This window comes from Bradyrhizobium sp. PSBB068 (assembly GCA_016839165.1).
Lineage (GTDB): Bacteria > Pseudomonadota > Alphaproteobacteria > Rhizobiales > Xanthobacteraceae > Bradyrhizobium.
Genome location: CP069300.1, coordinates 184,423 through 197,402, shown reverse-complemented (window position 1 = coordinate 197,402; position 12,980 = coordinate 184,423). Strand labels below are relative to the sequence as shown.

The 12,980-nt window shown below is 65.5% G+C and carries 13 protein-coding genes; 10 read left to right on the top strand and 3 right to left on the bottom strand.

Annotated features, from left to right (window positions below; translation table 11 throughout):
* Nucleotides 1-52: 52 nt before the first annotated feature.
* Nucleotides 53-346 (bottom strand): hypothetical protein, encoded by a 294-nt coding sequence (locus tag JQ507_00915; protein QRI70139.1) that lies wholly within the window; start codon nt 344-346, stop codon nt 53-55.
* A gap of 49 nt (nt 347-395) precedes the next feature.
* On the opposite strand from JQ507_00915, the gene JQ507_00910 reads away from it, so the two are divergent.
* Together JQ507_00910 and JQ507_00905 are read left to right on the top strand one after the other, a co-directional pair.
* Nucleotides 396-1,139 (top strand): thermonuclease family protein, encoded by a 744-nt coding sequence (locus JQ507_00910; GenBank protein QRI70138.1) that lies wholly within the window; start codon nt 396-398, stop codon nt 1,137-1,139.
* Nucleotides 1,140-1,191: 52 nt separating this feature from the next.
* Entirely contained in the window at nt 1,192-2,685 is a 1,494-nt protein-coding gene (locus JQ507_00905; protein ID QRI70137.1) for a M48 family metalloprotease, read from the top strand.
* A 164-nt stretch (nt 2,686-2,849) separates the two neighbouring features.
* On the opposite strand, the gene JQ507_00900 is transcribed toward JQ507_00905, so the two are convergent.
* Nucleotides 2,850-3,251: a c-type cytochrome gene (locus JQ507_00900; GenBank protein ID QRI70136.1), complete on the bottom strand. Its 402-nt coding sequence runs from the start codon at nt 3,249-3,251 to the stop codon at nt 2,850-2,852.
* A 228-nt stretch (nt 3,252-3,479) separates the two neighbouring features.
* Here JQ507_00900 and JQ507_00895 point away from each other — a divergent pair, with 228 nt between their 5' ends.
* A complete protein-coding gene (locus tag JQ507_00895) occupies nt 3,480-4,295 on the top strand; it encodes a transporter (GenBank protein ID QRI70135.1) in 816 nt (271 codons plus the stop codon).
* Nucleotides 4,296-4,360: 65 nt separating this feature from the next.
* Here JQ507_00895 and JQ507_00890 read toward each other — a convergent pair whose 3' ends face one another.
* Entirely contained in the window at nt 4,361-5,653 is a 1,293-nt protein-coding gene (locus JQ507_00890; protein ID QRI73130.1) for an MFS transporter, read from the bottom strand.
* A 189-nt stretch (nt 5,654-5,842) separates the two neighbouring features.
* Here JQ507_00890 and cyoA point away from each other — a divergent pair, with 189 nt between their 5' ends.
* The 7 genes from cyoA to JQ507_00855 all read left to right on the top strand — a co-directional run bounded on the left by cyoA (nt 5,843) and on the right by JQ507_00855 (nt 12,943).
* On the top strand, nt 5,843-7,009 hold the full coding sequence (cyoA, locus tag JQ507_00885) for a ubiquinol oxidase subunit II (GenBank protein ID QRI70134.1): 1,167 nt from the start codon (nt 5,843-5,845) through the stop codon (nt 7,007-7,009).
* Between the two features lie 10 nt (nt 7,010-7,019).
* Nucleotides 7,020-9,023, top strand: a complete 2,004-nt coding sequence (gene cyoB / locus JQ507_00880) for a cytochrome o ubiquinol oxidase subunit I (GenBank protein ID QRI70133.1) — start codon at nt 7,020-7,022, stop codon at nt 9,021-9,023.
* Nucleotides 9,020-9,655, top strand: a complete 636-nt coding sequence (gene cyoC, locus JQ507_00875; protein ID QRI70132.1) for a cytochrome o ubiquinol oxidase subunit III — start codon at nt 9,020-9,022, stop codon at nt 9,653-9,655. The genes cyoB and cyoC overlap by 4 nt, the downstream gene beginning before the upstream one ends.
* Entirely contained in the window at nt 9,652-10,056 is a 405-nt protein-coding gene (gene cyoD, locus JQ507_00870; GenBank protein ID QRI70131.1) for a cytochrome o ubiquinol oxidase subunit IV, read from the top strand. The genes cyoC and cyoD overlap by 4 nt, the downstream gene beginning before the upstream one ends.
* Nucleotides 10,057-10,274: 218 nt before the next feature.
* The gene (locus JQ507_00865; protein ID QRI73129.1) at nt 10,275-11,060 is read left to right on the top strand and encodes an SURF1 family protein; all 786 of its coding nucleotides are present in this window, start codon (nt 10,275-10,277) and stop codon (nt 11,058-11,060) included.
* Nucleotides 11,032-12,417 carry a HAMP domain-containing histidine kinase gene (locus JQ507_00860; protein QRI70130.1) on the top strand — a complete coding sequence of 462 codons (1,386 nt, stop codon included), beginning with the start codon at nt 11,032-11,034 and terminating at the stop codon, nt 12,415-12,417. The genes JQ507_00865 and JQ507_00860 overlap by 29 nt, the downstream gene beginning before the upstream one ends.
* Nucleotides 12,407-12,943 carry a response regulator transcription factor gene (locus JQ507_00855; protein ID QRI70129.1) on the top strand — a complete coding sequence of 179 codons (537 nt, stop codon included), beginning with the start codon at nt 12,407-12,409 and terminating at the stop codon, nt 12,941-12,943. Before JQ507_00860 ends, JQ507_00855 begins: the two co-directional genes overlap by 11 nt.
* The last annotated feature ends 37 nt before the right edge of the window (nt 12,944-12,980 follow it).

Here is a 12,980-nt window from a genome sequence, read left to right as displayed (position 1 = left end):
AAGTCATTGGCAATAATAACAAATTCTCATTCCGCGCACGGAGTTGCGATGGTCAATGGGTAAGGTTGACGGGCGCGGAGAGCGCGCTGCGCAGGTTCTGGCGCCAATCTTCATCGCGATCGGCGATCCGGCGATGGCGCGGCGGGCGCCCAACGATGTGAAACACGCGGCATGACGATGCGCGCAGTGAGAAGTGCCGCGACAAAATGTTCAGCGGCGCATCGCCGAGCCGTGTCGGCCCCATCGATGCGGTCTCGCCTGTGGCTCCGAAACGATCTTTCGGCCAGACTGTTCGTGTTGGCGAACACGCCCCGAACGGCGTGTGCCGGAGCGACGAGTGCAGCATGACGTCTCCACGCGATAGAGCATGTCCTCGCCGTCAGCGGACGGTTGCGATGACAGCGTGTGCGCTTGCGATCGCCGCATGCATCGGACGCGCCGAAGCGGCCGGGTGCAATTTCGAGATTCAGGGCGAAGGTCGCGTCACCGCCGTCGTCGACGCACGCAGCCTGCGGCTGGACGACGGCCGCGAGGTCAGGCTCGCCGGGATCGAGGTGGCCGACCGGGCGAAGGCCACCGCAGCGCTGGGCGCGCTGCTGGCCGGCCGAGAGGTGACGTTGCGCGGACAGGACGACACGCCGGACCGCTATGGCCGGCAACCGGCCTACGCATTCCTCGAAGGCAGCGAGACGCCCGTACAAAGAGAGTTGCTGCGCCAGGGCGTCGCGCTGGTGTCGTCCGACATCGCCGACAAGGATTGCGCCGCGGCGCTGATGGCGGCGGAAGGCGAGGCGCGCGCCGCCCGATCGGGAACCTGGGCGGAGGCCACGGTCATAAAAAACGCTGAAAGTCCGGACGATATTTTGGCCGGGATCGGGCGTTTTACCGTGGTCGAGGGCAGGGTTTTGTCCGTGCGCCAGGCGGGCGCGACGACTTACCTGAATTTCGGCCGAAACTGGACACGGGACTTTGCTCTGACTATTTCAAGGCGCATAGTCCCTGCGTTCGAGGCGGCCGGGCTTGCGCCCAAGTCTCTGGAAAATCGCAGGATTCGTGTGCGAGGCTGGGTGGAAGCGCGACGTGGGCCGCGAATCGAATTGCTCCGGGTGGGGCAGATTGAAGTGCTCGGCGGGAACTAGAGGCTCTGGCTACAGCCCGGCCGATTCACGGGACAATTTGTGAGTTTTTGACGTGATTGAGCGCGCTGGACGGCGTGAAGATGGGACTGGCCGCCGCCTTTCGGCAGCGCCTGCGCTCGTCTGCGCGGCCCTCACGCTGTCGGCCTGCGGCAATGTCGGCCGGTTCGAGCAGGTCACCCCGGCGGCGGCGGCGGCGCCGGTGAAGCCGAACCGGGTGGTGCAGCAGACGCCCAACAGCGAGCGCGAGCATGAGCGCATCCTGTCGTCCTATGGCGGCGCCTATGACGACCCCAAGCTCGAGGCCTTGATCAGCAAGACCGTCGAGCGGCTGGTCGCCGCCTCCGAGCGGCCCGACCAGGCCTACAAGGTCACGATCCTCAATTCCGGCGCGGTCAACGCCTTCGCGTTGCCGACCGGCCAGCTCTACGTCACCCGCGGTCTCATCGCACTCGCCAGCGACACCTCCGAGCTCTCCTCGGTGCTGAGCCACGAGATGGCGCATGTGCTGGCCAAACACGCCGCGATGCGCGAGGACCAGGCGCGCCAGGCGGCGGTGGTGACGCGCGTCGTCACCGACATGAGCACCGACCCCGATCTGACGGCGCTGGCGCTCGCCAAGACCAAGCTGACGATGGCGAGCTTCTCCCGGCAGCAGGAGTTCGAGGCCGACGGCATCGGCGTCGGGATCGCCGCGCGCGCGCATTTCGATCCCTACGGCGCGGCACGCTTCCTGACCGCGATGGAGCGCAACGCCGCGCTCAAGGTCGGCAAGACCGCACTTGATCCGCGTGCGCAGGATTTCACCTCGTCGCATCCGGCGACACCGGAGCGCATCGCCAATGCGCAGACCACCGCGCGGCAATACTCCTCGCCCGAGAACGACGAGCGCGACCGCGAGACTTATCTCGCCGCGATCGACAACATCGTCTATGGCGAGGACCCCAGCGAAGGTTTTGTCCGTGGCCGCAGATTCCTGCATCCGAAGCTCGGCTTCACCTTCACCGCGCCCGAGAATTTCACGCTCGACAACACCGCGCAGGCCGTGATCGGCGTCCGCGAGGGCGGCAGCCAGGCGATGCGCTTCGACGTGGTGCGGGTGCCGGCCGAACAGTCGCTCGGCGACTATCTGAATTCCGGCTGGATGGAAGGCGTCGAGAAGTCGTCGACCGAGGACCTCAACATCAACGGCTTTCCGGCCGCGTCAGCCACGGCGCATGGCGACCAGTGGCAGTTCAAGGTCTATGCGCTGCGCTTCGGCAGCGACGTCTACCGCTTCATCTTCGCCGCCAAGCAGAAATCCACCGAGAGCGAGCGCAACGCGCGCGAGACCGTCAATTCATTCCGTCGCCTGACGCTGGATGAGATCCAGGCCGCACGGCCGCTGCGCATCAAGGTCATCACCGTACAGCCCGGCGACACCGTGGAATCGCTGTCGCACCGCATGGCCGGCGTCGATCATCCGGCCGAGCGCTTCCGGATGCTCAACGGCCTCGACGCGCATGCCCAGGTGAAGCCGCGCGACCGCGTCAAGATCGTGGTGGATTGAGGCTGCGTTGGCGCATCGCCGCCGCCGTCGTCCCGGCGAAAGCCGGGACCCATAACCACCGTCGTTCATTGTCGGACGAAGCTGGGGCCACAGCGCGCTCGAACAACGCAGCCCTGTGGTTATGGGTCCCGGCGTTCGCCGGGACGACGGAGAGAGAAAACGGCCTACTTCGCCTTCTCCTTGAGGAAGGCGATGATGTCGGCCCGATCCCTCGGATCCTGAACCTCGTAGAACATCTTGGTGCCCGGAACCATCGCATCGGGACCGGTCAGCCATTTGTCGAGATTGGCCTCGGTCCACACGATCTTCGAGTTCTTCAACGCAGGCGAGTAATTGTAGCCTGCGACCGATCCGGCAAGCCGGCCGACGACACCCTTGTGCATCGGTCCGACGTCGTTCTTCTCGATCGAATGGCAATCGCCGCAGCCCTGATACAGCGTGGCGCCGCGCGCGGCATCTCCCGCCGCACGGGCGCTGTTCAGGGCGAGCAGGATCGCGATCGCCGCCATCGCGGCGGTTTTGGCGTGCCGCGGCGCCAGCGCGCCTGCGATCGAACGGATGGTCATTCCCGGGGGTCTCCTGTTTGTCACCACAACAGGAGCAGCCCCACCGGCGATCTATTCCCGGGAATTCCGCCGGTTCGCGATTGAGCTGGACGCAAGCCGGATCGATCGCCGAGAATGGCAGTTGTTGCCGAAGTTTTTTCCCGCCCGCGTGGAATATCCGCGCGGCCCACCGATCTCAATTCGCAGCTGCCACCTCCGCAGCGGCGCCGGGCTATTGGAGCATCCCCAGTGTTTCGCAATCGGCTCGGCGCCGTCGCTCGACTTGCCGGACTCGCGTGCATGCTGCTCGCTGCGCTCACAGCCGCAGCAGCCACCACCGCCGCGCGCGCGGACGGCTGCCCCAGGTCGAGCGACGAAATTGCGACCGACCGGCCCGACGTCACCAATTCAAGTATCGTCGTGCCGGTCGGGAGCCTGCAGAGCGAGAACGGCGTCAATGCCACCGGCCGCTCCGCCGGCCGCAGCGTCGACGGCAGCAACAGCCGCTGGCGGCTCGGGATCGCGCCCTGCCTCGAGGTGCTGGTCGACCTGCCGAGCTGGTCCGGCAGCGTGAAATCGCCCGGCGTATCGGGCTTTTCCGACGTCGCGCCCGGCATCAAATGGCAGATCAGCCCGCTGCCGGGGAAGATCGCCCTGTCGATCACCGCCGGCGTCGCGCTGCCAACCGGCGCGACTACGATCGTCGGTCGTGGCGCGCAGCCCTACATCCAGCTGCCATGGTCATGGGAGCTGCATGACGGCTGGGGCGTCAGCGGCATGTTCACGGAATTCTTCCACCCTGCCGAGCTGACCGGCCGGCAGGTGTCGGAAGCGACCTTCGTGATCGAGAAGAAGCTGACCGAGCGGATCAGCATGTTCACCGAATATGTCGGCGACTATCCGGGCGGCGCGCGGCCGACCCAGCTGATCAATTCCGGCGGCGTCTACCGGATCACGCCGACCCAGCAGCTCGATCTTCATGTCGCGTTCGGGCTCAACCGCAACTCACCGAACTACATTGTCGGCCTCGGCTATTCGTTCCGCGTCGACGGATTGTTCCGGTAACGAAGGTCCGTGGCCCGGATGCAGCGCAGCGCAATCCGGGCCACAAGACGAACGAGGCTGCCTGATCAATTGACTTCGGCTTCGCGCAGGCCGCTCAGCCACAGCGCCAGCAGCGTCCACACCGCGCCGGACAGCAGATAGGCGCCGGCCGAGATCAGGCCGAAATGGGTGGCGAGCAGCAGCGCTGCGAGCGGCGCGAAGCCGGCGCCGAACAGCCAGGCGAAATCCGAGGTCAACGCCGAGGCGGTGTAGCGATAGTTGCGCGCGAAGCTCGAGGCGATCGCGCCCGACGACTGGCCGAACGACAGGCCGAGCAGCACGAAGCCGAGCACCATGTACACCGTTTCGCCGAACGCACCGGCGTCGAGCAGTTGCGGCGCAAAACCGCTATAGACCGCAATCGCGACCGCCGAGCCAAGCAGCAGCGGCTTGCGTCCGACGCGGTCGGCGATCATGCCGGAAGCGACGATCGCAACGACGCCGACCATGGCGCCGATCATCTCGATGATCAGGAAGCGCACCGGGCTTTCCCTGGTGAACAGGAACACCCAGGACAGCGGAAACACCGTGACCATGTGGAACAGGGCAAAGCTCGCCAGCGGCGCGAAGGCGCCGAGCAGGATGTGACGGCCTTCCTGCGCGACGGTCTCGCCGACGCGCGCCGGCTCCAGGTCGCGGCTTTCGAACAGCTCGGAATATTCATCGGTCGCCACCATGCGCAGCCGCGCGAACAGCGCCACCACGTTGATGGCGAAGGCGACGAAGAACGGATAGCGCCAGCCCCAATCGAAGAAATCATCCGCCGAGAGGTTGCCGGCGAAGAACGCGAACAGCGCGCTCGCGACGATCAGCCCGAGCGGCGCGCCGAGCTGCGGCACCATCGCGTACCAGCCGCGCTTGTTCGGCGGCGAGTTCATCGCGAGCAACGAGGCGAGGCCATCCCACGCGCCGCCCCAGGCGATGCCCTGCAGGACGCGCGCGGCGGCAAGCAGCCAAATCGCCGCGACGCCGATCGTGTCGTAGCCGGGCAGGAAGGCGATCGCCACCGTCGAGGTACCGAGCAGGAACAGCGCGATGACGAGCTTGGCGCCCTTGCCGTGGCGGCGGTCGACCGCCATGAAGATCACGGTGCCGAGCGGCCGCGCGGCGAACGCCAACGCGAAGATGCCGAATGAATAGAGCGTGCCGGTCAGTTCGTTGACGAACGGGAACACCAGCTTCGGGAACACGATCACCGAGGCGATCGCATAGACGAAGAAATCGAAGAATTCCGAGGTGCGCCCGATGATGACGCCGATGGCGATTTCGCCGGGTTTCGCCTGCCCGTGACCTGACGCGGTCGGGGTGCCGTGAGCCATTGCTGGGGCCTGTGCCATCGCGCCGAAATCCATCCTTAGAGATGCCACCGCAGGCGCTTTGCCACGCGGTCCATCTCACCTTCTGACCTCCCATCCCGCAGTGCAACATTGGACAAATTGTCCAATGTCAACTTTGCTGCATCGCAGCTACCCCTTGGCGGAACTCATAAAATTCAAGTGGGGTGAGCCGTGCGCGCCTTGAAATTATTGGCCTTATTGCCGTTCGCGGCGCTTCTTGGCGGGTGCGATTTCGTCGTCCTGGCGCCGGCGGGCGACATCGCCGCCCAGCAGCGCGACCTCGTCGTCATCTCGACCATCCTGATGCTCATCATCGTGCTTCCGGTGATGGCGCTGACCATCTTCTTCGCCTGGCGCTACCGCCAGTCCAACACCGCGGCACCCTACGAGCCGGAGTGGGATCACTCCACCCAGCTTGAGCTGGTGATCTGGTCCGCCCCGCTGCTGATCATCATTTGCCTCGGCGCGCTGACCTGGATGGGCACCCATCTGCTCGATCCCTATCGCTCGCTCGGCCGCATCGCCGCCGACAAGCCGATCGAGAGCAAGGACGCCCCGCTCAATGTCGAGGTGGTCGCGCTCGATTGGAAGTGGCTGTTCATCTACCCAGATTACGGCGTTGCCGCCGTCAACGAGCTCGCCGCGCCCGTCGACCGCCCGATCCGCTTCCGCATCACGGCCTCGTCCGTGATGAACTCGTTCTACATCCCGGCGCTTGCCGGTCAGATCTACGCCATGCCGGGCATGGAGACCAAGCTGCACGCGGTCGCCAACAAGGAAGGCAGCTTCCGCGGCTTCTCCGCCAATTACAGCGGCGCCGGCTTCTCCGGCATGCACTTCGAATTCAAGAGCCTGTCGGCCGGCGGCTTCGACAAATGGGTCGCCAACGCCAAGGCCAGCACCAACATGCTCGGCCGCAGCGACTATCTGCAGCTCGAGCGTCCGAGCCAGGACGATCCGGTGCGGCTCTACGGCACCGTCGATCGCGATCTATACAAGGCGATCCTCAACATGTGCGTCGAGCCCGGCAAGATGTGCATGAGTGAGATGATGGCGATCGACGCCAAGGGTGGCCTCGGGCGCGAAGGCCTCAACAACACGCTGCCGCTGACTTACGACAAATACGCCCGCCGCGGCGCGCCGCTCGGCACCGAGCCGACCTTCGTCGCCGGCATCTGCTCGATGGACGAGATCAAGAACGCGCCGTCACGCGAGGTCACCGCGCCGCTCGACCTGACGCCGCTGCGCGGCTTCGGGCTGAAGCGTCCGCCGTTCTCGCCCGCGCATCCGTCGTCGACATCCCAGCTGCTCGGCCAGCGTCCGAAATCAGAGTCCTGAGGAGGACCGCATGAATCCCGATCTCGTCAAGATGATCTTCGGCCGCCTCGATCTGGATGCGCTGCCGCTGCATGAGCCGATCCTGGTCGGAACCTTCGCGGTGGTCGCGACCGGCGGCCTCGCGCTGTTCGCGCTCGTCACCTACTTCCGGCTCTGGGGCTATCTGTGGCGCGAGTGGTTCACCACCGTCGACCACAAGCGCATCGGCATCATGTACATGATCCTCGGCATCGTGATGCTGCTGCGCGGCTTTGCCGACGCACTGATGATGCGCATGCAGCAGGCGATCGCGTTTGGCGGCTCTGACGGCTACCTCCCGGCGCATCACTACGACCAGGTCTTCACCGCCCACGGCGTGATCATGATCTTCTTCGTGGCGATGCCGCTGGTGACCGGCTTGATGAACTACGTGGTGCCGCTGCAGATCGGCGCCCGCGACGTCTCCTTCCCGTTCCTCAACAATTTCTCTTTCTGGATGACGGTCGGCGGCGCCGTGCTGGTGATGATGTCGCTGTTCGTCGGCGAATTCGCCCGCACCGGCTGGCTCGCCTACCCGCCGCTGTCGAACATCGGCTACAGTCCTGATGTCGGCGTCGACTATTACATATGGGGACTACAGGTCGCCGGCGTCGGCACGACGCTATCGGGCATCAATCTGGTCTGCACCATCGTCAAGCTGCGCGCGCCGGGCATGACGATGATGAAGATGCCGGTGTTCACCTGGACCTCGCTCTGCACCAACGTCCTGATCGTCGCCTCCTTCCCGGTCTTGACCGCGGTGCTGGCGCTGCTGTCGCTCGACCGCTACGTCGGCACCAACTTCTTCACGAACGACTTCGGCGGCAACCCGATGATGTACGTGAACCTGATCTGGATATGGGGCCATCCGGAGGTCTACATCCTGGTGCTGCCGGCGTTCGGCATCTTCTCCGAGGTGACCGCGACGTTCTCCGGCAAGCGATTGTTCGGCTATACCTCGATGGTCTACGCCACCGTCGTCATCACCATCCTGTCCTACCTGGTCTGGCTGCACCACTTCTTCACGATGGGCTCCGGCGCCAGCGTCAACTCGTTCTTCGGCATCACCACCATGATCATCTCGATCCCGACGGGCGCGAAGATGTTCAACTGGCTGTTCACGATGTACCGCGGCCGCATCCGCTTCGAGCTGCCGATGATGTGGACGGTGGCGTTCATGCTGACCTTCGTGATCGGCGGCATGACCGGCGTGCTGCTCGCGGTGCCGCCGGCCGATTTCGTGCTGCATAACAGCCTGTTCCTGATCGCGCATTTCCACAACGTGATCATCGGCGGCGTGCTGTTCGGCCTGTTCGCCGGCATCAACTACTGGTTCCCGAAGGCCTTCGGCTTCAAGCTCGATCCGTTCTGGGGCAAACTGTCGTTCTGGTTCTGGGTCTCCGGCTTCTACTTCGCCTTCATGCCGCTCTACGTGCTCGGCCTGATGGGCGTGACGCGACGGCTCCGCGTGTTCGACGATCCGTCCCTGCAAATCTGGTTCGTCATCGCCGCCTTCGGCGCCTTCCTGATCCTGCTCGGCATTGGCGCGATGCTGGTGCAGTTCGCGGTCAGCATCCTCAGGCGCGAGCAGCTCAAGGACACCACCGGCGATCCCTGGAATGCGCGGACGCTGGAATGGGCGACCTCGTCACCGCCGCCGGACTACAACTTCGCCTTTACTCCGGTGGTCTACGACAACGACGCCTGGTGGGACATGAAGCGCCGCGGCTACAAGCGTCCGCTGACCGGCTTCAAGCCGATCCACATGCCGTCCAACACCGGCACCGGCATCATCCTCGCCGGCCTTGCAACCGTGATGGGCTTCGCCCTGATCTGGTACATCTGGTGGCTCGCCGCCGTCAGCTTCGTCGCGCTGCTCGCGGTCGCGATCGGCCATACCTTCAACTATCACCGCGACTTCCACATCCCGGCGGATGAGGTGGTGCGGACCGAAGATGCGCGGACGCGCGTTCTCGCCGCGGGAGCCCAGCCATGAGCGTAGCAACCACCCAAATCTCCGTCCAAGGCTCCGAGCCGATATTCCACGTCATCGACGAGCACGATCATCCGGAAGGCGCCAGCACCATGCTGGGCTTCTGGATCTACCTGATGAGCGACTGCCTGATCTTCGCGATGCTGTTCGCGGCCTATGGCGTGCTCGGCGGCAACTATGCCGCCGGCCCGGCGCCGAAGGACCTGTTCGACCTCAAGCTGGTCGCGCTCAACACCACGATGCTGCTGCTCTCCTCGATCACCTATGGCTTCGCCATGCTGACGATGGAGAAGTCGAAGGTCGGCCAGACCCAGCTCTGGCTCGCGATCACCGGCCTGTTCGGCCTCGCCTTCCTCGGCATCGAGCTCACCGAGTTCGCCCACATGATCCATGAGGGCGCGACGCCGCAGCGCAGCGCCTTCCTGTCGTCGTTCTTCACGCTGGTCGGCACCCACGGCCTGCACGTCACCTTCGGCCTGGTCTGGCTGGTGACGCTGATGGTGCAGACCGCGCGTTTCGGCCTGACCACGGCGAACCGGCGCCGCCTGATGTGCCTGTCGATGTTCTGGCACTTCCTCGACGTGGTCTGGATCGGCGTCTTCACCTTCGTCTATCTCCTGGGAATGCTGCGATGACATCAAATTCTCACGCCGACGCTCATACCCTCGAAGCCAATGCCGGCGGCCACGGCCATGACGACCATGGCGGCGCCGCCCACGGCTCGCTGAAGAGCTATCTGATCGGCTTCGGCCTCTCGGTCGTCCTCACGGCCATTCCGTTCTGGCTGGTGATGACCGGGACCATCGCCGACAAGGCGGTCACCGCGCTGATCGTGCTGGTGCTGGCGGCGGTGCAGATCGTGGTCCACATGATCTACTTCCTGCACATGAACACCCGGTCGGAGAACGGCTGGACCATGATGGCGCTGATATTCACCGTGATCATGGTGGTGATCGCGCTGACCGGCTCGCTGTGGGTCATGCATCATCTCAACATCAACATGATGCCGATGCACGACATGAGCCAGATGCCGTGACGATGCGGGGCGCCTCAGGCCCCTCTTCACCTCTCCCGCTTGCGGGGGAGGTCGACGCGCGCGCAGCGCGCGGCGGGTGGGGGCTCCCTCCACTCAATGATTCTTCCGATTCGCGGCGACACCCCCACCCCAGCCCTCCCCCGCAAGCGGGAGAGGGAGTGCAGTCCCGACGCGGGCGCAAGATTGCTCTGCGCCGTTACGTGTTGCTCACGCTCGGCATGCTGGGCGTGGTGCTGCTGAGCGCGCTCGGCGTCTGGCAGATCGAACGCAGGACCTGGAAGCTGGCGCTGATCGAACGGGTCGAGCAGCGCATGCATGCGGCACCGGTCGCCCCGCCGCCGCCCTCGTCATGGCCTGATGTCGCGGCCGCGCGCGACGAATACCGCCGCATCACCGTGCACGGCACCTTCCTGAACGCCGACGAGACGCTGGTGCAGGCTGTGACGAACGAAGGTCCCGGCTTCTGGGTGCTGACCCCACTTCAAACCACGGGCGGAGCCATCGTGCTGGTCAATCGCGGCTTCGTGCCGCCCGACCGACGCGATCCCGCGACGCGCAGCGGCGGCAACCCGCAGGGGCCGGTCAGCGTCACCGGGCTGCTGCGGATGTCGGAACCGAAGGGCGGCTTCCTGCGCAGCAACGATCCGGCGGCCGGCCGCTGGTATTCGCGCGACGTCGCCGCGATCGCCGCCACGCGCGGATTGTCGCAGGTCGCCCCCTACTTCATCGACGCCGATGCGACGCCGAATCCGGGCGGCACCCCCCTCGGCGGACTCACGATCGTGCGGTTTCCGAACAACCACCTGATTTACGCGCTGACATGGTTCGCGCTGGCCTTTATGCTGGCCGGCACGCTCCTGCGCATCGTCAGCAGGAACCGTGCCGGCGCCTCCGATCCAGGGTGGAGTTCAAGGCGCGCCGCCGTGCGCCGCCTGATCGGCGCAGCCCGCAATCTGTCTCGCGACCCAGGCCCAGATGCTCGAGCGCACATCGGATCTGCATGAGGAGAACGCCGCGACCGGCAGGGCCGTGATGCCGTCCGCCGTGAGCGCGGCCGCCGGCATGCCGTTCGATCTCGCAGCACCCGCCGACATCGCGACCAATCGCAAGAACATGGCCCTTTTGGTCCAGTTGCGCTGGATCGCCGTGATCGGCCAGATCATCACCATCGGCTTTGTGCAGTTCTGGATGGGCGTTGCCCTCCCGCTGCTGCCGTTGGCCGCCGTGATCTCCGGGCTGGTGGCCCTCAATGTCGTCAGCCTGCTGTGGCTGCGCTACCGGGCGGACATCAACAACCGCGAGCTCTTGATCGCGCTGGCGCTCGACGTCGCGGCCCTGACCGCCCTGCTCTATCTCAGCGGTGGCGCCACCAATCCCTTCACCTCGCTCTATCTGCTGCAGGTGACGCTCGGCGCGGTGCTGCTCGATGCGCCCTCGACCTGGTCGCTGGTGGCGCTGGTCTGCGTGAACTTCGCCTGGCTGACCAGCTACTACCGCCCGCTGGAGCTCCCGCAGCACGGCTTTGCCGACGCCTTCAACCTCTATATCGCCGGCACCTTCATCGGCCTCGTGCTCGACGCGGTACTGCTCGTGGTGTTCATGACCCGGATCAACCGCAACCTGCGCGATCGCGACCTCCGCCTCGCCGCGCTGCGCCAGCATGCCACCGAGCAGGACCACATCGTCCGGATCGGCCTCTTGGCCTCCGGCGCCGCGCATGAGCTCGGCACGCCACTCGCCTCGCTCTCGGTCATCCTGGGCGACTGGCGCCGGATGCCTGCACTCGCTTCCGATCCCGAGCTGTCGCAGGACCTCGGCGAGATGGAAATCTCGGTGCAGCGCTGCAAGTCGATCGTGACGGGCATCCTGCTATCGGCCGGCGAAGCCCGCGGCGAAGGCTCCTCGCCGACCACGGTGGCGGCGTTCCTGACCGCACTGGTGCAGGAATGGCGGACCACGCGGCCCTCCGCCACGTTGTATTTCCGCAATGCGTTCGGCGCCGACCTGGCGATCGTCTCGGATATCGCGCTCAAGCAGGCGATCTTCAACGTGCTCGACAACGCCGCCGAGGTCTCGCGCGACTGGATCGAGCTGATGGCCGAGCGCAATGCCGACAAGCTGCTGCTGTCGGTGAACGATCGCGGCCCGGGCTTCTCGCGCGAGATGCTTTCACATATCGGCAAGCCGTATCAGTCGACCAAGGGCAACCCCGGCAGCGGCCTCGGCCTGTTCCTGGTCGTCAACGTGGTGCGCAAGCTCGGCGGCGTGGTGACGGCGCGCAACCGGCCGGACATCGGCGCGGCGGTCCGACTCGAGCTGCCGCTCGCGACGCTTGCGATCGGAGACGATCTTGACGGATGACCGCCAGCTCCTGATCGTCGAGGACGATTCCGGCTTTGCCCGTACCCTGAAGCGCTCGTTCGAGCGCCGCGGCTACGGCGTCGCGGTATCGGCCTCGCTCGACGAGGTCCGCGCGCTGCTCGAGCAGCAATCGCCGGGCTATGCGGTGGTCGACCTGAAGCTCGCCGGCGGCGCCTCGGGCCTTGCCTGCGTCGAGGCGCTGCATGCGCATGACCCCGAGATGCTGATCGTGGTGCTGACCGGCTTTGCCAGCATCGCGACCGCGGTGGAGGCGATCAAGCTCGGTGCCTGCCACTACCTCGCAAAACCGTCGAACACCGACGACATCGAGGCCGCATTCCAGAAAGCCGCCGGCAACGCCGCCATCGAGGTCGGCGCGCGGCCGACCTCGATCAAGACGCTGGAATGGGAACGCATCCACCAGACCCTGATCGAAACCGACTTCAACATCTCCGAAGCCGCCCGCCGCCTCGGCATGCACCGCCGCACGCTGGCGCGGAAGCTGGAGAAGCAGCGGGTGAGGTAGCAACTCCATCCACGGCTACCTACGAGGACCGCGGCCG